The following is a 21,703-nucleotide window of genomic DNA, read 5'->3' as shown; positions in this document are numbered from 1 at the left end:
AAAAGTTTAAAATATTAACAAAAGTTATTTTTCTTTATAGGGGTGGGAGCTTGTGAACGAAAAAGAAAAGCTTTTGTTGACGTATATTGAGGAAAATCCATTTATGACTCAACAGGAATTGTCCGAGCGAAGTGGGATGTCACGCTCAGCGGTTGCAGGGTATATTTCGAATCTGGTGAAGCAGGGGAAAATCATGGGGCGTGCGTATGTTCTTCCGAAGAAAAACGGGATCACGTGCATCGGGGGAGCAAATATCGACCGGAAGCTTCAATTGGACGGTACGTTTATTCCTGAAACCTCAAACCCTGCGAAAACAGAGCAATCCAGTGGCGGCGTGGCACGCAATATTGCCGAAAACTTAGGCCGGCTAGGAAAACAGGCCAATTTGATAACGGTTGTAGGCGAAGATACGGAAGGAAGCTGGCTTTTATCTCAAACGAAGTCGTATGCCGATGTATCCGCATCCCAGAGGCTTCTAAATGAAAGCACCGGGGCTTACTCCGCCATATTGGACGAACAAGGGGAAATGCTGTTTGCCCTGGCTGATATGAACATTTATGAAAGCGTTGACATTGGTTTTATCGATAAGAGATGGGGATTGATTTCTTCATCGGAAATGGTGCTGCTCGACACCAATTTCCCAGAGGATGTGCTCAAGTATATCATCCGCAGGTGTCAAACGGAGGGGGTGCCCCTAACGATCATCCCGGTTTCCGAACCGAAAGTGTTGAAGCTGCCAGCATCACTGGAAGGGGTATCCTGGTTCATATGCAACAAAGGGGAAGCGGAAACGTATGTAGGAATGACGATTGAGACAGAGGGTGACTATTTTAAAGCGGCCAAAGCCATCACTATGAGAGGGGCGGAAAGGGTCGTAATTACCCGGGGAGATCAGGGGTTAATCTATTACACTACTTATAAAGAAGCGAGAGCCGTTCTGCCTCCCAAGGTCGTAGTCGCTGATGTGACCGGTGCGGGAGATGCCCTTGTCGCGGGAATATTATTCGGTTATTTAAAAGGGTCCGATACTGATGGAGCCTGCCGGATCGGGGTGATCTGCTCGTCGATTACACTGCAATCCAAATTTACAGTGGCACCAACGCTGAACAAAACCAAGCTACAACAAGAGTTTAGTCATTACTATTGATTAGGGGGAGATGTACGTGAATATCAACTCATATATGGAATACTCGCAGGAAGTATCAGAAGCCAGAAAGACAGGAAAGGCAATTGTGGCATTGGAATCAACGATTATTTCTCACGGAATGCCTTATCCACAAAATGTGAAAACCGCCCGTGAAGTGGAGGACATCATTCGTTCAAAGGGAGCCGTTCCCGCAACGATTGCCATTCTGAACGGGACAATCAAGATTGGATTGTCTCATGAAGAGCTTGAATATTTAGGTCAGGCAACAGACGTGATCAAGGCAAGTCGCCGCGACATCCCGTATATCCTTGCTTCTAAAAAGGACGGAGCGACTACGGTTGCTGCTACCATGATCTGTGCAGAGCTTGCTGATATTCCTGTTTTCGTGACAGGGGGCATCGGTGGTGTTCACAGGAATGCAGAGGTGACCATGGATGTTTCGGCAGATCTTGAGGAACTTGCCATGACGAACGTGGCCGTTGTCTGTGCAGGTGCTAAATCCATCTTGGATATTGGCTTGACGATGGAATACCTGGAAACGAAAGGGGTACCTGTTTTAGGATACGGAACGGATTCCTTACCGGCTTTTTACACACGAAGCAGTCCTTTTTCAGTGAACTATAAAGTTGACACACCCGAAGAGACGGCAAACATTTTAAAAGCGAAATGGGACCTTGGCTTAAAGGGAGGCGTGGTGGTAGCTAACCCGATCCCTGCCCGGGATGCACTGGATGAAAACAAGATGAATCGAATCATAGAAAGCGCGCTAAAAGAAGCGGATGAACAAGGGATTGTCGGAAAGGAAGCAACGCCATTCCTCCTTGGGAAAGTAAAGGAATTAACAGACGGAAAGAGTCTTACAGCGAATATCGCACTTGTTAAGAACAATGCTCTTGTAGGGGCGGATATTGCGGTTCATTTTGCAAAGCTTGCGAAGGTGGAAACCTTCTAATACTGTGAAAATTGGTGAAACCTGGGCAGATAGTCATACCCAGGTTTTTTATATGAAATATATTGACCGTTTATATGTTTGAAGAGGTAGGGTAAAATGGTGGTAAATAACGTTACGAAAAAGGAAGGTACTATGGCTGATATGCAACCCTATCATGCATTGAGTGTTGATTCGATTCCAGTCCCGGCTGCAATAATAGATGTGAAAGGCCAAACTTTTATAGAAGAGAATGAAGAATGGAAAGGATTGACCCTGCAAGAAGATAATCTTCTTCAGAAAATTTTAGTAGAAAAGAATTGTTCCATCCGTTTAAATCATTATACCTACACAGTTAAACGTAAACAGATAGATGAACAAAAAGAATTAGTAATGATTGTTCCAGAGGTGTGTGGAGAGAAGCACGTATCCCATGATTATTCAAATAACTCCCGTTCGGCAATATACGAATCTCTCATTTATAACACGCCGACTTGTGTTTGTATCCTTGATAACAAAGGGAAAGTAGTGGAGATGAATCATTCCTTTCAGGAGTTGTTCCATATTTCGGATACCGTTCTGGGTGAGTCCCTGTGCAATCAGACACCCCTTCAGAATCAATCCTTTATCACCTTAGTGATGAATGGAATAAGGGGAGTGAATACAACCGGGGAAGAAGTAACTTTCATGATGAATAAGGAACGGAAGATTACATGCAATATTACAATCTCCCCTGCCAATTACAAGAGTGATGGGACCGTAGACAGTGTCGGAATCATCCTTCACGATATCACGGAGAAGAAAAACTATGAAAACGAACTGGTCTCATTGAAAGCGGAACTTGAGAACACGCTCAGGCTCCAAAAGACGATCACTTATAAGGTCAATAAGAAAGGCAATGAATTTGTGATCGAGATGGCGGCAGGGGAGCTATTGAAAAAATTAAATCTGACTCCTTCAAAGGTGATTGGTAAAACCATTGAAGAAGTATTTGATTCCCATCACTTAGGGAAGATCCAACCTAAACTAAAGCGCATATGGGAAACAGGTGAAGAGCTGACCTATGAGGATGAATACAAGGATTTAGAATATATCGCCTCCATCGTTCCGGTGGTAAAAGATGGAGGTGTGGCAGAAATCATCTGCTCCATCTCAGATATTTCCCTGATCAAAGATATTCAGAGAAAACTGATCGAAAGCGAACAAAAGTATAAGTCGATTGTGAAATACAGTCCTGATAATATTTATATGGTCGATACAAAGGGGATCATCCAGGAAGTGAACCCCGCTGTGAAAAAGCAATGGAATCATATCTCTCCCTATATGATCGGCAGTCACTTCAGTGAATTCATAGCAGAAGGCAGCCGTCAAACAGCCATCAATCACTTTGAAGTCGCCCTTAATGGAGAAGCGTCAAGATTTGTCACCACCTTCGAAAATGGAGAAGGTGGCAAAAGCCATGTAGCGGTCACCAATATCCCGATCCGGGTCAAAAACGAGGTCATCGGAATTTATGGATTTGGACAGGACATCACAGAGAAAATGAAGATGGAAGAAGAATTAAAGGAAGCGAAAGAATTACTGGAAGCGTACTTTGAACATGCCGGAGATGGGATTGTTCTTTTAGATCCAGAGGGAAGCGTTCTAAAGGTCAATCAACAGTTTGAATCGATGTTCGGTTGGTATAAAGATGAAATTACAGGACGAAAAATTACCTTTATTCACCTAGAAGACCAGGTAGGGCAATTCAAACAGAATTTAATGACCATCAAGGCCGGGAAGAGAATAAAGGATTATGAAACGGTGCGGTACCGAAAAGACGGCACGCCAATTGAAATTGCCTTTAACATGAACCCGATCTTAAATGACGACGGAAACCTGATCGGTATTTCAGCCATCATCCGGGACTTATCCGAGAAGAAGCGAAATGAAGACTTACTGAAGAAATCAGAACAGTTAGCGATGATCGGACAGCTTGCAGCAGGAGTGGCCCATGAAATCAGAAATCCGCTGACGACCTTGAAAGGCTTCCTCCAACTAATGAAAGAAAATGCGAAGGATGACTTTTACCTGGGGGTTATCCAGGGAGAGCTCGATCGAATCGAAATCATCACCAATGAATTTCTGGCCTTGGCTAAACCAAGAGCCGTTCAATTTTCCCTGACGTCATTGACGACCCTGCTCACAAGCTCAGTTGAATTCATTAAGATGGAATGCTTGAAGCAAGGAGTCGATGTGAGGTTCTCTGTGGAAGAAGCTGAAATTTATTGTGATTCCCATCAAATGAAACAGGTCATACTAAACGTCATGAAAAATGCCCTGGAAGCCATGCCGAGTGGGGGTCTCCTAAGTGTTCAACTTGAAAAAGAAGACGGTTATGCGAAAATTTCCATCCAGGACAACGGAAATGGAATCCCGCCTGAGCGCATGAAGCATTTAGGAGAACCGTTCTACAGCACGAAAGAAAAAGGGACCGGTCTCGGATTGATGATTTGCCAAAAAATCATCAAAGAGCATCACGGCTCACTATCGATTCAAAGCAATGTAAAGGAAGGAACGACCGTTACGATCTTACTGCCGATTGTAAATGAAAAATAGAATGGAAGAAACTCCATGATGAGAGGGAACTCTTGTCGTGGAGTTTTTTATTTCCTCGGCTATTGTCGAATTGCCTTCAGGGAATATTTCGACAAAAAATGTAAAATTCAGAGAGGATTGAATCATAAAAAGCTGATATTTTCCGGGAAATAGTAGGTTCTACAAATTTCTTATTTCTCTTTTCTTTTTTGAAAACCTGTCTACTCATGACGATTGGATGTGAGCACATCGCCAAGTTTCAACATCCTGGAAAAAGGTTAAAGAGATAGAAAGAGGTGAGGAGAGATGAAGACGAACGTCTTTATTAGCGGTGGAGGAATTGGCGGTCTGACACTCGGCTTGAAATTAGCGCAGTGCAATATAGACGTAACGGTTGTTGAACGGTTACCAGGACCAGGCTCCGTATACAAGGGAGAACTCCTCCAGCCCAAAAGCTTGGAAATATTTGATTCATTGGGAGTTATTGAATCTGTGTTCAAAAACGGCCACATCATTTCCGATTTGGAACTCATTGAATTGAAAACTGCGAAATCAAAAGCGGAGAACTCCACGATGAGCTACTCGATTCTTCCCAGTCGATACCCTTATTCATTAATGATCCATCATGAAACGTTAAAGGAGATTCTACGAGAAAAAGGGCAGGAGTATCCAACATTTCATTATCGATCGAATACAGTATGTAAGAAAATAGACGGACATACTGTGATCATCGAGGATCGCGGGACGAAAGAGGTTCAAGAGATTCATAGTGATTTCATTATCGGGGCGGAAGGAAGAAGCTCTGTCACCCGTGACTATATGGAAGTGGAAGTGAAAGAAAAAAAGTACAACCATCACTTTTTGACGGTTACCTTTCCGCGGCCCAAGGAAATGGTGAAGGGACGTATCATTTCTACATATCAATCATTCCTGGGTCTATTTCCGTTACCAAACGATGAAGTACGATCCGTTTATCTCATCCCGGCAGGGGAATATAAAACGCTCAGGAAAAAATCGATTTCAGAGTTTCACAAGCTTTATATCGAAATGTGTCCCGATCTCGATGGGTACGTGAACCAAATTGAGGACTGGAAGAAGATCCAGCTGATGGTCCCATTGAAATATCATGCGGAAACCTATGTGAAGGATCACCTTGCCCTCATAGGCGACGCCGTCCACACGGTTCATCCCATGGCAGGAGAAGGAATGAATATGGCGATACAGGATGGGAGCATTCTTGGAGAATTGCTATGTGATATGTATTCAGCCGGTAAATTAGATCCGGCAAACTTGGAATGGTACCCAAAGGTCAGAAAAAGAAGGGTGGCCCATCAAATGCATCTCAGCCATTTATCTGCCCTCGTTTATTCGTATCCCTATCGCCCGGTCGGCTGGCTGAGAAATAAGAGCCTGCAGCGAATGGAGAGGGATTCAATCTCCCATTACAAACAGATGCTGAACATATCCGGTCTCGGCATGTGGAGGGAAACCCTGTACGACCGGATGGTCCAGGGGGGGGTGCTTCCGATCAGAAATGAATCGTTGACAGAAAAAGAGAAATCCAACACAAAATTTACGGTAGTCCAAGACTATCCCTGGAAAGGAAAGGAGGCACTACTATGATCGGAGAAATGGTGAAAGTATGGAGGGCAAGAACTTGGATGAAAAAGAATGTGCCGTTTCTTTACAGCTGGCATGCCTATGTAGGATATGAAATGGATCTGTTTGAGAGTTTTACAAAGCCTGCCTCCATTCAGGAAGTGGCGCTTGCTAAAAATATTGAAATGGACCTTCTTGAACAATGGGTTGAAGTCGGCATCACCATCAAGCATATGAAACGGGTGGAGGATAAGAAAGTCACGACGAGGAACCGTTGGAAGCTGCCGACTTCAAAGAGGGACCCACATTCATCAGGTATTTTGTTGAAAGAAATGATGGAACTGCACATACCGGCCTTGCTGTCATATCCTCAACTATTGCGCAATCAAACGAAGCAGCATTTCAATTCGGATGTCCATGGCTCGACTGTAGCGAAAACGTCCATTTTATTAGAACGGTTTGCCTTTCCGAAGGTTCAGAAGGCGATTAAAAAATACAATGTAAATTCGATATTGGATCTTGGCTGTGGGGAAGGCGGGTATGTGAAGAGAATAGGAGATCGCTATCCTAATAAGAGAATGGTAGGGATCGAGATTCATGAGGCTGTCGCAAAGGCTGCTGGAGAATCGCTCAGTGACTATGAAAATATTGAGATCCTTTGTGAGGACCTCCATGAATATGAGCCCAATCAGCTCTTTGATATGATCATGGCTAATAATCTCTTTCACTATATCGATCCATCAGAGAGACTTCAATTTTTTGAAAAAGCATCCACATGGCTTGAAAAAGAGGGCTTGTTCTTTGTTCTGACCCCTATGCAAAAGTCCAAGCACGGTCAGCAGTTTTCCAGCGCTTTCAACAGCTTCTTCATGACCTTCCAGAACCTGTATCCGATTCCGTCGCAGAAGGAGATGGAGACATTGGCCGGTAAAACACATTTCAAAGTTGAGTCCGTCGAACCGATCGTGAAAGAAGGCGGATGGTATGTGATGATATTCAGGAAGAACTGATCCTTGTAGCGAGGATTGGTTTTTTTTGGTGTGTGGTGGAGGTGTATGTCGGTTCGCGTCGTTTTATCTCTAATCGCCACACACATCCGCCACAATTATTTTCACTAAAAAGGGTAATCATCAATCGTTTTAGGGTAAAAATAGAAAAGATGATTACAGATGTGGAGGAGAGCCAATTGAGTAGACACGATGTATATGATTGTATCGGTATTGGGATCGGGCCGTACAATTTAAGTTTGGCGGCGTTGATGGAGGAAAAAACGGATTTGAAGGTGAAGTTTTTCGATCAGACACCGGAGTTTCAGTGGCATCCGGGGATGTTGATTAATCTGACGGATCTGCAGGTTCCATTTATTGCGGATTTGGTGACGTTTGCGAATCCACAAAGCCGGTACAGTTATTTAAATTATTTACATACCCATAATCGTTTATATAAATTTTTCTTTTTTCAAAAATTTGAAATGCCGAGGCAGGAGTACAATGATTATGCCCGTTGGGTGGTCAGTCAGCTTAGCAGCTGTCAGTTTCATAGTGAAGTGATCGGGGTCACGGATGAAGGTGATCACTTTAAGGTGTTGATCGATAACCGGTTGACCGACGAGCGTGAGATCTATTATGCGAAGCATGTGGTGATGGGGACGGGGAGCAAGCCGTTGATTTTAGACGGAATGGATGGTCTGCCAGATGGAGACGTCCATCATACGAGTAAATATCTATTCCATAAAAATACGACGATGGAAGGGTCATCGATTACGATTGTCGGGTCCGGGCAAAGTGCTGCTGAAGTGTTTTTTGACCTTTTAAAAGAACAGAAGGATCATTCTTATCAGCTGACATGGCTGACTCGGTCCGAAGGGATTTTGCAGCTCGAGTCGTCGAAGCTGGGACAGGAGTTCTTTGCCCCTGATTATGTAGATTATTTTCATGGACTCACGTATGAGAAGCGGGTGGAGGCATTAGAAACGTTGGATCAGCTCAGAAACGGGATTGATCCGGATACACTCAATAATATTTACAACATCCTTTATAACCATTCTGTCAGTGATAGCTCGCCGGACATTACGATCCAGCCCTTGACGGAAGTGAATAAGATCCGGAAAGAGGAGGATCAATACGTTCTGAATTGCCGACAATGGCAGGAGGATGGTGACTTCTCATACCAAACGGATAAAGTGATTTTAGCCACGGGTTATAAGCCGAATATCCCCAAATGGTTCTTCGATGAGTTCGAGGACAAAATCGTCTGGGAAGATGACAAGAAGTATAAAGTCTCCCGGCATTATAAGCTGGAATTTAGAGAGAACCCGGATCGTGATCATCATTTCTACACAGTGACGAATCTGGAGCATTCTCACGGTGCCGGGGCCACGAACCTGGGATTGGCAGTTGATCGAAATATTCAAATCATTAATGACATCGTAGGTGAGGATGTATATGAAGTGCAGCGGAATACGATTTTTTCTCAATTCACGATGGATAAAAAAGGGTTTTGATTTTCTCATGGAGGGTAATGTACAAGTGTGATAAAAAAACAACGATAACTAGGAGTGTTTCAATTTTATGGCTAAAATAGCAACGTTAATCACAGACATGTTTGAAGACGTAGAATTTACAGATCCTGAAAAAGCGTTTAAAGAAGCGGGTCACGAAGTTGTGACGATTGAAAAAGAAAAAGGAAAATCAGTGAAAGGGAAGCAGGGCGATGCAACGGTGAAGATCGATGAAAGCATCGATAGCGTCAATCCTGCAGACTTTGATGCACTATTATTACCAGGGGGATTCTCTCCGGATCAGCTGCGTGCAGATGACCGTTTCGTGAAATTCACGAAGCATTTCATGGATGAGAAGAAACCGGTATTCGCTATTTGCCACGGCCCACAATTACTAATCACGGCAAAAGCACTGGAAGGACGAAAAGCGACAGGCTTCAAGTCCATCAAGGTTGATATGGAATATGCAGGTGTGACGTACGAGGATAAAGAAGTGGTCGTTTGCGGCAACCAGCTTGTGACAAGCAGGACACCGGATGATCTTCCGGCATTCAACCGTGAATCACTGGCGCTTCTTTCGAAATAGGACAAGTAAATGAAAGGGGACATTCCCCAAGGTATTTTGTACCTTTGTGGGAATGTCCCCTTTTTTACATATTATTTTCGCAGGTTACCCATCTCTTCGATGATCGCAGTCATTTCACTCGGGCTGAATCTGTCCTTGCGATCCACCATTATATAAAGGTCATGAAGATCTTCATACATTGCTTCATTGAAATCTTCAGGCTTTACGGCACCGGCATTGACTATTTTCAATTTTTCTTTAATGGCTGTTACCATGAATTCGATATTTTCCGTTGTGTTTTGTGATAAATCCATTAGGGATCTTCCTTTCTGACGTGCATTGATTACATTTATCTTTCCATGATTCGTCCACCCTGTCAACATAACTTCCACTTGAGAAGGATTTTTTCCGGAGAATGTTTTACACTATTAAGGAATGGGAAATGAGTAGGTAAGCTAAAACGTTAGGAGAGGCACGTTCATGGTATCTGTGTTGTTTGTATGTTTGGGAAATATTTGCCGGTCCCCTATGGCGGAGGCGATATTCAGGGCAAAGGTGAAAGAAGAGAATCTGGGTGGCGTGATTGAGATTGACTCTGCAGGCACGGGAGGTTGGCATGTAGGGAAGAAACCTCATGAAGGAACTTTAGCCATTCTTAGAGAAAATAATATAAAGAGTGATGGCTTGCTCGCACGACAATTTCATGGTGAAGATAAAAAATATGATTACATCGTGGCCATGGACGCTTCGAATGAACAAAATATGAAGAAGGTTCTTGATCGTGATCATCACGAAAAGGTGTTCAAGCTCCTGGACCTGGTGGAAGAAAGCCGGGAGAAAGATGTTCCGGATCCGTACTTCACGGGGAATTTTCAAGAAGTGTATGATCTAGTGGAGTCGGGCTGCAGCCTATTATTAGAAAAAATAAAAAAAGACAATCAATTGAAGGAGGGTAATACATATGGGAAGCAATAAATTTTTCAAAGGGGTTTTGTTAGGGGCCGTGGCAGGAGGTCTTCTTTCCCTCTTGGATAGAACGACCCGTCAGGAAATGGGGACCTCTTTAAAGAACAGTGGGAATTATCTTTCAACGTACTCAAAAAATCCTCAAAGACTGGTCGAGTCATCGAAGGAAGTGTATGAGAAATTACGTACGACAGCTGATCAGGTCAGCAGGGATATTCAATTCATCAGTGAAAAGGTAGATGAAATCAAAGGGATGACCCCACAGGTGAAAGAAATCATCGAGGAGACGAAGGAGACCTTTGAAGACTCTTCAGAAGCTTACAAAGATACGTTTTCAGATAGGGAAACATCAAATGAACTAACAACTCAGGATGAAGAGAGCCAACCTATTGCGTCTTCATTTAAAGGGTATTAACGAAACGAGGTGAGAACATGTCGGATGAGACGATCAAAGGAGGATGGAAAGGATTTTCTAAAAGTCTATTCTCAAATATTAGTGCGAATGATGTAACGGGTCTAGCCGCGCAAATTGCCTATTACTTTCTTTTATCGCTCTTTCCACTGCTGATTTTTATCGTAACACTCTTGCCATACCTTCCTGTGGAGCAGGGGGACATATTGGGTCTGGTCAGGGATTTTGCACCAGGGGAAACGATGTCCATGATCGAGGAAACGCTACAGGACGTCATGTCGAACCGGAATTCCGGTTTACTGTCTGTCAGTATCATCGCCACGATCTGGTCGGCTTCCAATGGGATGAATGCCATCGTGAAAAGTTTAAATCGTGCCTATGATGTAGAGGAAACAAGATCATTCATCGCGACACGTCTCATGTCTATTCTATTGACACTAGCCATGATTCTCGTATTTGTCATAGCTCTTTTACTTCCGGTGTTCGGGAAACAGATCGGTCTTTTATTATTTTCTCAATTCGGATTTTCTGAGCAATTTTTAACGGTATGGAACGGGATTCGCTGGGCGATCAGTCCCATCATCCTGTTTATTATTTTCGTTGGGTTGTATTTCTTTGCTCCAAGTAAACGGATCAAATGCTTAAGTGCGTTCCCGGGGGCGATCTTTGCGACGCTTGGCTGGGTACTCGCATCCTTGGCCTTTTCTTATTACGTCGGAAGCTTTGGGAATTATTCCGCCACATACGGCAGCATAGGAGGGATCATCGTCCTCATGATCTGGTTCTACTTAACCGGAATCATCATTATGATCGGCGGGGAAATCAATGCATTGGTCACGATTAAAGATAAAGATTCGTGTTAAAATAGGGGAAATCACTCCCCGGACATAGTACAGGTTCAAGTAGGGGAAGATTCTATTAAACATAACGTTTAGTAGGTCTTCTTTTTTTATGCAGATAGGAAAGAGAGGTGGTCCCCATGCTGATAGCTGCAATGGTGGAGAGGCTTGGTATCATTGTGACGATTGCCTTTGTGATGACGAGGATCAGCTTCTTCCGTCATTTAATCGAGAAGCGGACCCATGTGAAGAAGACCCAGACACTGCTCCTTATCATCCTGTTTGGTTTCTTCGGGATTGTTGGTACATATACGGGATTGATCGTGAGTCCGTTTCAAGAAGAGTATACAAAATGGCAGTGGCATCTTCAGCAGAACGAAGCGATTGCTAACTCCAGGGTGATCGGAGTCGTGGTCGCCGGGTTACTGGGTGGTCCATGGATCGGACTTGGAGCTGGGTTGGTCGCTGGAGTTCACCGGTATTTTCTTGGAGGCTTCACGGCATTCTCCTGCGGGATTTCAACGGTGTTAGCAGGATTACTGGCAGGATGGATTGGGAAGCGGGAAAAGAAGAACCGGCTTGTTTCCCCTCAAAAAGCATTTTTGGTTGGTTTTGTTGCAGAAGGGATGCAGATGCTTCTCATTCTTCTATTATCGAAGCCGTTTGATGATGCATATTTACTCGTTGCCGATATCGGATGGCCGATGATCCTAGCAAACGGAGTCGGTACCGGGATTTTTCTGCTGATCATTAAAAGTGTTTTTTATGAGGAAGAGCGAATGGGAGCGGTTCAATCCCAAAAAGCCTTGCGCTTGGCTGATAGCACGGTGAAATATATGAGAAAGGGGTTGAATGCAGCATCTGCTCAGGCAACGTGTGAAATCTTGATGAGAGATGTAAACGCCCTGGCGGTTTCCATCACGAACACTTCCCACATCCTCGCTCATGTCGGTCTGGCCTCGGATCATCACCAACAAGGGCGCCCGATTCAAACCGAAGCGACGAAACGGGTCATCGAGACGGGAGAGCTCATGAAGGTGGGAAGAGGGGATATTCAATGCGACCGGAATGGATGTCCATTGGGAGCGGCGATCATGGCGCCCCTTTTAAAAGGGGATGAAATTGTCGGAACACTTAAATTCTATTTTCATTCGGAAAAAGAAATCTCGCCGATCCTGATGGAATTAACGAAGGGAATCGCGACCCTGCTTAGCCATCAGCTGGAACTGGCTGAAATCGATACTCATAAAGAGCTTGCGAAAGAGTCGGAAGTAAAGGCGCTGCAGGCACAGATCAATCCACATTTCTTGTTCAATACCATCAACGTCATTGTGTCGTTGACGAGGATCAATCCCGATAAGGCGAGGACCCTGCTGATTTCACTCTCTCAATTTGTGCGTCAGAATCTGACAGGAAGCACGAAATCCACTTCGACTCTTAAAGAAGAAGGACAGCATGTAAAGGCATATCTCGCCATTGAAGAAGCACGATTCTTTGACAGGCTGGAAGTGGTGTATGAGATTGATCAAGATGCCTTGAAGGCGAAAGTCCCTTCGATTACCCTTCAGCCTCTTGTTGAAAATGCGATTAAGCATGGGATGAAGAATGTAGAAGAAGGGTTTGTGTTAAAGATTTCAATTGATTCGAATGGTGATGAGGTGACTGTCCGTATTGAGGATAACGGTGCCGGGATCGATGAAGAGAGAGTGGATAAGCTCTTGCAGGAGCCGGTGGAATCACAGTCCGGTACAGGAATCGGCCTCTATAACGTGAACAAACGATTGGAAATGATGATGGGGAAAGAATCAGGTCTATCGATCACTTCATCAATAGGAAACGGGACCACCATTGAATTTACTGTAAGGAGTGAGAAAGGATGAAAGTTGCCATTATTGATGATGAGCCCTATAGCCGGGAAGAAATGAAGCATCTCTTAAGCGGTTATTCATGGGTGGAAGTAATCGGAGAAGCGAGTTCTGCTGAAAAGGGATTGGAAATCATTTTAACAAAAGAACCCGATGTCTTATTTCTTGATATTGAAATGCCGGGGATGAGCGGAGTCGACTTAGCGGAAGCCCTTCAAAATATGAAGCACAAACCGGAGATCGTCTTTGCCACTGCGTATCCCGATTATGCCCTAAAAGCGTTCCGTGTGGAAGCCGTTGACTATTTATTGAAACCATTTGAAGAAGATCAGCTCGGGCAAACGATGGAGCGGTTGAAGAATCTTTTGAAAGTGGGAGTGAAAGAGCAAAGTGAGAGCCCGTCGATGGGAAAACTTGCGGTTCAGGATGAAGACAAAATTGTCTTCATCAGCCCGAAGGACATTCTATATATATCCCGTGAAGAGCGGGAAACCTTTATTTGTACGGAGAAGAAGAAGTATACGTGCCGCTTGCCGATTAAGGAATTGGAATCGAAGCTCAGTACATATCCATTTTTCCGGGTTCATAAAAGCTACCTCGTTCAGCTGCCCTTCGTGGAGGAGCTCATCCCGTGGGGAAGCGGCGTGTTTCAGTTGAAGGTTCATGGAGCGGATGAGGCGATTCCGGTGAGCAGGAATTATGTGAAGGAATTGAGGGAGCGGTTGGAGTTGTAGGTTTACGGTTTGTACCAGGTACAAGGTAGAGGATTTGTACCTGGTACATATACCGATCATTGCACCTGGAAAAATTTTGACTTTTTGTGCCTGGACCAAACTGCTCATCTGTAACAGGCACCATCTTTTTTTCTGCACATTAACCCCCGCTCAGAACATTTCAAACCCAATTTGCAACATCTTGAACAGAATGTGACGAAACGGTGAATAAGCTTGCTATAATGAAAGCGTATTCATAAATGAGCGAAAGGGGATCATAAGCATGGTTACATTTCTGGTCTCGATTGTTGTATTAATTATCGGTTATTTCACATATGGAAAATTAATTGAAAAGATTTTTGGAATCAATGAAAGTCGTTCGACTCCTGCTTATGCGAAGGCGGATGGAGTGGATTATGTACCGATGAAAACAGGTAAGAATTCCATGATCCAACTGTTGAATATCGCGGGTGTAGGACCCATTTTCGGTCCGATCATGGGAGCGCTTTATGGGCCGGTCGCCTTCCTTTGGATCGTACTCGGAGCGATTTTTGCCGGAGCGGTTCATGATTACTTAACGGGAATGATATCGATCCGTAACGGTGGAGCTCATTTACCGGAGCTTGCAGGACGATTCCTTGGTAAGACGATGAAGCATGTGGTGAACGCATTCTCGATTTTATTACTCGTACTGGTGGGGACGGTTTTCGTTACAGCACCTGCAGCATTGATCGCGAATCTGACGCCTGCTTGGATTTCACTTGGTGTCATTATCGCTGCAATTTTTATATATTATATTGTCGCAACCCTATTACCAATTGATAAAATCATCGGTAAAGTATATCCACTTTTCGGGGCCCTGCTTGTAGTGAGTGCAGTTGGTATCGGAGCGGGATTAGTGATTACCGGGGCGGATATTCCTGAAATCAGCTTAACAAATATGCATCCTGAATCAGTAGCGATTTTCCCATTATTATTCTTGACGATTTCTTGTGGGGCACTTTCAGGCTTCCATGCCACACAATCACCAATCATTTCAAGAACGACGCAAAATGAAAAGAACGGACGCAAAATTTTCTACGGTATGATGATTCTAGAAGCAATCATCGCGATGATCTGGGCAGCAGCTGCCATGAGCTTATTCCAGCCGGGTGAACTGAATGCCATCCTTCAAGAAGGCGGACCTGCAGCGGTTGTAAGTGAAGTATCGATCCTTATGCTTGGATCAATCGGTGGAACACTCGCCATCCTTGGAGTGATCATTCTTCCAATCACGTCTGGTGATACATCATTCCGAAGTGCGCGTATGATCATTGCTGACTATATCAAAGTAGGACAAGTCAAAATGTCCAGCAGACTCTGGATTGCGATTCCATTGTTCGTAATCTCGGTCGTATTGACACGAATCGACTTCAACTTGTTATGGAGATATTTCTCTTGGGCGAACCAATCGACAGCTATGATCGCCCTTTGGGTAGGTGCCATGTATCTGGCGCTGCAAAAGAAACCTCACTGGGTCGCAACGATTCCAGCGATCTTCATGACGATGGTGACATTCACGTATATCCTGAGTGCTCCGATCGGCTTCGGTTTATCAATGAGCACAGCGTATATGGGAGCAACAGTCGTAACCATCGCCGCAATATTAGCATTTATTTACACATTACGAAAGCGCTTAAACGATGGGACTGTCATTCAAGTGGACGAAGACGTTCCTCAATCAGCAGCTTGATTAGAAAAGAGTTTTCCGGTAATTACCGGGAGACTCTTTTCTTTATTTGTACAAAATAAGAATGGTTCAAAAACCACAAGTTTTCTTGATGACGACTAACTATTAGGAGTGATTCAGAATGACAAAGAAAACGAAAAAAGACGGCGGTACAAAGCAAAACGGCAAGCACAAACCGAAACAGAAAACATCCGGTTCTGCTAACGGGCAGAATGGATACCACTAGAACATGACGGCCAATCCTTTACGGATTGGCTTTTTTATTTGGAACTCAAGATGTTTTCTGGTGAAGGATGTATTATAATAGAGGTAGTTTCAAAAATTTAGTAGTCTCAAAAGGAGATTCCATTATGTCGAATAATAATGATCAGCAAATACAGCCAGAAAAGAAAAAAATCAGCCTGCAGGAAGCGATGAAGCAGCAGCTGGCAAAGAAAAAAGAAGCACAGGCAGGCGGCAAGCAAGCAACAGGCGGTTTAGCATCGAATCAACGCATGCAAAGTCAACAAACGAAGAAGCCTAGCAATACTCGTCGTAAGATGGGGAGCTAATGGGGGAGAGCGCTCGGAAATTGGGGAGTGCTCTTTTTTTATTTTGGATGGTCTTTCTGGTGAGGCTGTACGGTTGGGCTCGGGGGGCAGCGTTCGGGTGCAGCGCGAAATTTGACGAAGTGTGTAAAATGGCAGATATAGGAGGAATTCGTCAGATAAACTGGAAAATGGCACGGTTGATAAATCCAAAGCCCACCTCATCATCAAACAAAAAACCGGGTAAGAAAATATATTTTGAAACAAAGGCTCAAAATGTAAATATTCCATTTACTTCCTTCCTGAATCATGCTATCATAATAAAAATTTCAATTTAATGCCAAGAAGAGAAGAGTAGATATCTGAAATCTTTACAGAGAGCTCCGGAAGCTGAAAAGGAGTAAGAGGCACGGTATTGAAACAAGACTCTGAGCAGCGCATCGGAACCGGGTCTGGGGATGGTGTGACGGGAGCTCCCGTTATCGAGCTAGGGTATAAGCCGGTTGGCCGTACCTGAAAAGGTTAGTATGGCGACATATTAACGAACTGGGGTGGCACCGCGATAGATAATCTCGCCCCCAAGATCAACGTCTTGGGGGTGGGATTTTTTTGTTTCACAAAACATATCGCGGGGAGGAATAACCAATGAGAAAGTGGAAGTATCCTTTATTGCTGCTGGCAGGCATCGGGATTTCGAATGTAGGAGGGTGGATTTATTTAATCGCCCTAAATTTGATTGTGTTAGACGAGTGGGGATCACCTCTGGCCGTGGTGATTTTATATGTATTGAAGCCTGTGGCGGCTCTTTTGACAAATGGCTGGGCGGGAAGCTTGATTGACCGGGTCAACAGGCGGAATCTGATGGCAGGGCTTGATTTTTTCAGAGGGGTGTTGATTGCGGTACTGCCTTTTCTTTCGTCGAGTTGGTGGGTGTATGTCGTTGTGTTGCTCATCAATATGGGAAGCGCGATGTTTTATCCGGCGTCCATGGCCTACATCACGACCTTCATCCCGCGGGGGAACAGACAGCGCTTCAATGCTCTCCGGGGGCTGATCGGATCGGGTGCGTTTCTCATTGGACCGGGAATTGCAGGATTGATGTTCATGATGGGAACACCGACGTTTGCCCTTTATATGAATGCACTGGCCCTCTTTTTATCAGGAGTGATTACCCTCTTTCTACCGAAGCTTGAGGATGGAGTCCCCGTTGATACAGGTGATACCAAATGGGAAGTCATCAAAGAGGATTGGCGGATGGTGTGGAGATTCAGCAGGCGCGCTACTTATGTGATGGTTCTTTACGTCTTGTTCAGCATCCTGCTCGTGATGACGGCAGCGCTCGATTCCCTTGAGGCCGCATTTTCTAAAGAGGTATTGCACCTTTCGAACAGCACATATGGATATCTTGTAAGCATTGCAGGGGGAGGATTTGTATTGGGGTCGATCCTGAACGCGTCCCTTTCCCATAAGCTCCATCACATGCATCTTATGGGAATTGGTTCTCTGCTCGTTTCCGGAGGATATCTGATTTATTCTTTCTCAGAAGGTTTCTTATTAGCGGCGATCGGGTTCGCTGTTTTATCCTTCGCGTTGGCCTTTGCGACGACAGGGTTTGAAACCTTTTATCAAGAACATATTCCTGCCGAGATCATGGGGCGGGTAGCCAGTATGTATGGATTGCTGGAAGGGGTATTGGTCATCCTTTCTACGGTGCTTATTGGAGTGGGAGCCGAGTTGGTGTCGATTCGTTTTGTTGTGATTGCGGGTTCGATGATCATGCTTGGGGTCACGGTGATTTTATATATAGGCTCTACCAGGAATTCTTGGGTAAAACAGTTAAGACGTAATTCTGAATGTTATAATAAATAAAAAAGATACAAAGGGGGTCAGTGGATGAAGATGACGGCTGATCAATACTGGGACCGGTGGGAAGAGTTGATGGGCCGGGAAGAAGCAAGTTATGGGAAGTGGGACGGTTTAGAGGATCTGTTATCCATTGCGCAGAAAGAAAAGGACCTCTATAAGGAGTTTTGCTGCAGGTTCGGGATCATGAGGACCGTCAACTATCTTGGGGAGTATGAGGAATTATTCGATCATTTCGAGTGGTGCAACGGCTTCTTTTTAGATAATGAAGAGAGCCTGCAGGATTGGGTGGAAAGCTTCTTCTGGATCTATAAATGGATGGCGGAGCATCTGGTGAAGATGCCCGGCATCGACACGGAACTGTTGGATGCCTTTTTCAGTGACTTTCAAGAAGCGTATGACCGTTATGGCTACAGTCTGCGTCCCTTTTATCAGCATCAGCATAAACGTGCGTTAAAAACAGGTAATGTAGAGGAAGCTGAAGAGTATTATCAAATGTGGATAACAGCTGAAAGGGATACACTTTCAGACTGTGAAGCCTGTGAATATCAGACACAGCTAGAGTATTTTTATTTTACCGGGGAAAAGGAAAAAGCCAGACCCATTGAGATGCTTTTATTATCAAAAGAAGTGACCTGTGGTGAAATTCCCCACTTGACCTATAGTAAGCTCCTTTTGCCTTATTATGAAGATGGCCGGGTGGAGGAAGCCTCACGCTATCAGTCAGAAGGATACTTTTTTATATATGATAAGCCGCACTTTCTAGTCGAAGCTTCTGAACATATCAGGTTTCTGGCTTTAACGGAACCAGTCAGGGGAATCAAAGTAATGGAGCGTCACATTGAGTATGCGGATAGTGGGAAGGATCCTTATGGGATGTTTTACTTTTATATGAGTGCAATTGTTCTTCACCGTAAGCTTGTTGAAGCCGGTCATCGTCCGGGATTTGCCATTGATGTGATGAGTGAGATCGCGGAAGAGATAGCAGGGGATTTTGATGAGAGGAATGGGAATGATTTCTTCAGTCGGGAGATGGAGAGGATTTATTCTCTGTAACAAATATTGACAGCCCCTGGATATCTATATATAATCATTTAAAATAACTGAAACATTGCCGAGGATCAGTAAAGGGATCTTGTCTTTTCAGAGAGGGAGCGGTTTGGTGAAAAGCTCCTATGGATGAACCTTTGAACCTGCCTCTAAGTTCTGTATCGAATGAAGATATCAGCGGTCCGATACCGTTATCATGGAATGAGTGTAAAGCTTTGCTTTGAATCAGGGTGGTACCGCCAGAAATGGTCCCTGATGAGAAGCAGGGCTTTTTTTGTTTTATGTGTGAAGGCGATTCGCTGATAAAATGAAGATTTCGCTGATAAATCCGGGATTTCGCCGATAAATCCAATCCAACGAAAAATGAGGTGCTCAAAATGGCTAAAGAATTTGTAAAAGATGTAACAGGCATGGATGAAGACTTTGCCCAGTGGTATACAGATGTCGTGACGAAGGCAGAGCTGATTGATTACTCAAGCGTCCGCGGGTCGATGATCATCAGACCTTACGGATACGCACTTTGGGAAAACATCAAAGATGCCCTCGATGCAAAAATAAAAGAAACAGGGCATGAAAATGTGTATATGCCACTATTCATACCAGAAAGCCTTCTTCAGAGAGAGAAAGATCATATCGAAGGCTTCGCGCCTGAAGTGGCATGGGTGACTCATGGAGGAGAAGAGGAGTTAGCGGAACGACTATGTGTGCGTCCGACTTCTGAGGTATTGTTCGGGGAGCACTATAAAAATATCATCCATTCCTACCGTGATCTGCCTAAGCTTTATAACCAATGGGCAAATGTGGTCCGTTGGGAAAAGACCACCCGTCCATTCCTGAGAACATTGGAATTCCTCTGGCAGGAGGGGCATACGTGTCACGAGACCGATCAAGAAGCTCATGATGAAACGGTGAAAATGCTGGAGGTGTACGCAGAGCTTTGTGAAGAACTGCTGGCGATACCGGTCATCAAGGGACAGAAAACGGAAAAAGAAAAGTTTGCCGGGGCGAAATATACGTATACGATCGAAAGCCTGATGCATGACGGGAAGGCCCTGCAATCTGGAACGTCCCATCATTTAGGTGATGGATTTGCGAAGTCTTTCGGCATTCAATTCACGGACCGCGATGGGAAGCTTCAGTATGTGCAGCAAACGTCCTGGGGGTTCACGACCCGTATTATCGGTGCCATGATCATGGTGCACGGGGATGACCGTGGCCTGGTGGTTCCACCGAGGATTGCGCCAACTCAGCTGATGATCGTGCCGATTGCACAGTACAAAGAAGGCGTTCTTGATTTTGCCTATAACCTCAAAAGCCAGCTTGCCTGCGTTGCCCGCGTTGACATCGATGCGAGTGATAAAAAGCCGGGCTGGAAGTTTAATGAGTATGAAATGAAGGGTATCCCGCTTCGCCTGGAGGTCGGTCCACGGGATATCGAAAACGGGCAGGTGATATTAGCGAGACGTGATACAGGTGAGAAAATCACGGCCACGATGGAAGAGCTGGAAGTGAAAGTCGCTGAGCTTCTGAAGGACATTCAATACAACCTTTTAGAAAAAGCGAGAGCCCATCGCGATGAAAAAACAACCGTAGCCAAAACCTTTGAAGAATTTAAAACGACTGTTAGGGAAAAAGGCGGATTCGTTAAAGCGATGTGGTGCGGGCACAGGGAATGTGAAGATAAGATCAAGGAAGAAACGAGTGCCACTTCTCGATGCATGCCGTTTGAGCAAGAGCAGGTGTCGGATACATGTGTGTGCTGTGAAGAAGGTGCAAAACACCTGGTCTATTGGGCGAAAGCGTATTGAAGAAGGGAAGTGTCATTCTCTTATTGTCTCTAGCCAGCAGTGTGATGATAGTGGCACTGGCGTTTTTTCAGTGGGAACTCGTACACATCCTGACGCCGTTTTTGATGCCTTTTGTTTGGTTGATGGCAGGAGTTTTTTTCCTGGTCATTATCATATTCGCCATTATAGACGTTTTTAAAAACAAGAACTGGATACCATTCTTCATTCAAGTACTGACCGTGGTCTTCATGATTTTTTTCCCTTTCACAAAGGTCCTATTGGAGATGGATTTCAAGAGGAATCATGATGATCGAATGAGTGTGGTGAATCAAATAAATGAAGGGGCAATGACCCCTAATGTACCCTACAATGACTCCATCATTCACCTCCCCGGGGAATATCAAGGTGTGTCCAAAGGTGGAGGCGATATTCTGGTAGAGAAGAAGGAGAAGGATATGAAGGTCCTTTTCTTTACCTTTCGGGGGATATTGGGTAGTTTCTCCGGGTTTGTCTATTCGTCATCAGGGGAGTGGCCCCGTACAGGTGACTTTGGAGGGGACTTTAAACAGATCGAAAAGTTGGATGAACACTGGTATTTCGTGAGTTCCGGATGAAGAGGGGACTTTCGGACCTATT

Annotated in this window: 19 protein-coding genes and 2 other annotated features; of the genes, 18 read left to right on the top strand and 1 reads right to left on the bottom strand. The window is 44.6% G+C overall.

The features are described 5' to 3' along the window. Positions 1 to 52: 52 nt before the first annotated feature. The 7 genes from ACXAF2_RS21030 to ACXAF2_RS21000 all read left to right on the top strand — a co-directional run bounded on the left by ACXAF2_RS21030 (position 53) and on the right by ACXAF2_RS21000 (position 9,337). The gene (locus tag ACXAF2_RS21030; RefSeq protein ID WP_475141586.1) at positions 53 to 1,147 is read left to right on the top strand and encodes a carbohydrate kinase; all 1,095 of its coding nucleotides are present in this window, start codon (positions 53 to 55) and stop codon (positions 1,145 to 1,147) included. A 34-nt stretch (positions 1,148 to 1,181) separates the two neighbouring features. Then, on the top strand, positions 1,182 to 2,099 hold the full coding sequence (locus tag ACXAF2_RS21025; protein WP_475141703.1) for a pseudouridine-5'-phosphate glycosidase: 918 nt from the start codon (positions 1,182 to 1,184) through the stop codon (positions 2,097 to 2,099). A gap of 96 nt (positions 2,100 to 2,195) precedes the next feature. Beyond that, on the top strand, positions 2,196 to 4,673 hold the full coding sequence (locus ACXAF2_RS21020; RefSeq protein ID WP_475141584.1) for a PAS domain-containing protein: 2,478 nt from the start codon (positions 2,196 to 2,198) through the stop codon (positions 4,671 to 4,673). A 285-nt stretch (positions 4,674 to 4,958) separates the two neighbouring features. Then, positions 4,959 to 6,275 carry an FAD-dependent oxidoreductase gene (locus ACXAF2_RS21015; RefSeq protein WP_475141582.1) on the top strand — a complete coding sequence of 439 codons (1,317 nt, stop codon included), beginning with the start codon at positions 4,959 to 4,961 and terminating at the stop codon, positions 6,273 to 6,275. After that, on the top strand, positions 6,272 to 7,261 hold the full coding sequence (locus tag ACXAF2_RS21010) for a class I SAM-dependent methyltransferase (protein ID WP_475141580.1): 990 nt from the start codon (positions 6,272 to 6,274) through the stop codon (positions 7,259 to 7,261). The genes ACXAF2_RS21015 and ACXAF2_RS21010 overlap by 4 nt, the downstream gene beginning before the upstream one ends. A gap of 176 nt (positions 7,262 to 7,437) precedes the next feature. Continuing rightward, the gene (locus ACXAF2_RS21005) at positions 7,438 to 8,754 is read left to right on the top strand and encodes a lysine N(6)-hydroxylase/L-ornithine N(5)-oxygenase family protein (protein WP_475141579.1); all 1,317 of its coding nucleotides are present in this window, start codon (positions 7,438 to 7,440) and stop codon (positions 8,752 to 8,754) included. A 67-nt stretch (positions 8,755 to 8,821) separates the two neighbouring features. Next, the gene (locus tag ACXAF2_RS21000; protein WP_427597917.1) at positions 8,822 to 9,337 is read left to right on the top strand and encodes a type 1 glutamine amidotransferase domain-containing protein; all 516 of its coding nucleotides are present in this window, start codon (positions 8,822 to 8,824) and stop codon (positions 9,335 to 9,337) included. A gap of 71 nt (positions 9,338 to 9,408) precedes the next feature. On the opposite strand, the gene ACXAF2_RS20995 is transcribed toward ACXAF2_RS21000, so the two are convergent. Continuing rightward, positions 9,409 to 9,630, bottom strand: a complete 222-nt coding sequence (locus ACXAF2_RS20995) for a DUF1128 domain-containing protein (protein WP_475141577.1) — start codon at positions 9,628 to 9,630, stop codon at positions 9,409 to 9,411. Positions 9,631 to 9,796: 166 nt separating this feature from the next. On the opposite strand from ACXAF2_RS20995, the gene ACXAF2_RS20990 reads away from it, so the two are divergent. The 11 genes from ACXAF2_RS20990 (at position 9,797) to ACXAF2_RS20940 (ending at position 21,681) form a co-directional block, all read left to right on the top strand. After that, the gene (locus tag ACXAF2_RS20990; protein ID WP_475141575.1) at positions 9,797 to 10,291 is read left to right on the top strand and encodes a low molecular weight protein-tyrosine-phosphatase; all 495 of its coding nucleotides are present in this window, start codon (positions 9,797 to 9,799) and stop codon (positions 10,289 to 10,291) included. Next, positions 10,278 to 10,697 carry a hypothetical protein gene (locus tag ACXAF2_RS20985; RefSeq protein ID WP_324746734.1) on the top strand — a complete coding sequence of 140 codons (420 nt, stop codon included), beginning with the start codon at positions 10,278 to 10,280 and terminating at the stop codon, positions 10,695 to 10,697. Before ACXAF2_RS20990 ends, ACXAF2_RS20985 begins: the two co-directional genes overlap by 14 nt. A 17-nt stretch (positions 10,698 to 10,714) precedes the next feature. Then, positions 10,715 to 11,557, top strand: coding sequence for a YihY/virulence factor BrkB family protein (locus tag ACXAF2_RS20980; protein WP_475141574.1), 843 nt, complete (start codon positions 10,715 to 10,717; stop codon positions 11,555 to 11,557). A gap of 116 nt (positions 11,558 to 11,673) precedes the next feature. After that, positions 11,674 to 13,413: a LytS/YhcK type 5TM receptor domain-containing protein gene (locus ACXAF2_RS20975; protein WP_475141572.1), complete on the top strand. Its 1,740-nt coding sequence runs from the start codon at positions 11,674 to 11,676 to the stop codon at positions 13,411 to 13,413. Continuing rightward, positions 13,410 to 14,132 carry a LytR/AlgR family response regulator transcription factor gene (locus ACXAF2_RS20970; RefSeq protein WP_475141571.1) on the top strand — a complete coding sequence of 241 codons (723 nt, stop codon included), beginning with the start codon at positions 13,410 to 13,412 and terminating at the stop codon, positions 14,130 to 14,132. Before ACXAF2_RS20975 ends, ACXAF2_RS20970 begins: the two co-directional genes overlap by 4 nt. Positions 14,133 to 14,394: 262 nt before the next feature. Further along, on the top strand, positions 14,395 to 15,843 hold the full coding sequence (locus ACXAF2_RS20965; RefSeq protein ID WP_475141569.1) for a carbon starvation CstA family protein: 1,449 nt from the start codon (positions 14,395 to 14,397) through the stop codon (positions 15,841 to 15,843). Positions 15,844 to 16,190: 347 nt separating this feature from the next. Continuing rightward, on the top strand, positions 16,191 to 16,391 hold the full coding sequence (locus tag ACXAF2_RS20960; RefSeq protein WP_113968695.1) for a hypothetical protein: 201 nt from the start codon (positions 16,191 to 16,193) through the stop codon (positions 16,389 to 16,391). A 309-nt stretch (positions 16,392 to 16,700) separates the two neighbouring features. Beyond that, positions 16,701 to 16,950 (top strand) — a binding site (T-box leader). 62 nt (positions 16,951 to 17,012) lie between these two features. Further along, on the top strand, positions 17,013 to 18,236 hold the full coding sequence (locus ACXAF2_RS20955; protein WP_475141567.1) for an MFS transporter: 1,224 nt from the start codon (positions 17,013 to 17,015) through the stop codon (positions 18,234 to 18,236). Positions 18,237 to 18,260: 24 nt separating this feature from the next. Continuing rightward, complete coding sequence (locus ACXAF2_RS20950; RefSeq protein ID WP_475141565.1) at positions 18,261 to 19,286, top strand: hypothetical protein; 1,026 nt, start codon at positions 18,261 to 18,263, stop codon at positions 19,284 to 19,286. A 46-nt stretch (positions 19,287 to 19,332) separates the two neighbouring features. Beyond that, positions 19,333 to 19,537, top strand: a binding site (T-box leader). A 120-nt stretch (positions 19,538 to 19,657) separates the two neighbouring features. Next, positions 19,658 to 21,088, top strand: coding sequence for a proline--tRNA ligase (gene proS, locus ACXAF2_RS20945; RefSeq protein ID WP_475141563.1), 1,431 nt, complete (start codon positions 19,658 to 19,660; stop codon positions 21,086 to 21,088). Then, the gene (locus ACXAF2_RS20940; RefSeq protein WP_475141561.1) at positions 21,085 to 21,681 is read left to right on the top strand and encodes a hypothetical protein; all 597 of its coding nucleotides are present in this window, start codon (positions 21,085 to 21,087) and stop codon (positions 21,679 to 21,681) included. Before proS ends, ACXAF2_RS20940 begins: the two co-directional genes overlap by 4 nt. Positions 21,682 to 21,703 lie beyond the last annotated feature (22 nt).

It is taken from the genome of Rossellomorea sp. ABR4_004 (genome assembly GCF_056159585.1).
The sequence above is the reverse complement of the archived record's forward strand: the minus strand, read 5'-3'. Positions and strand labels throughout refer to the sequence as shown.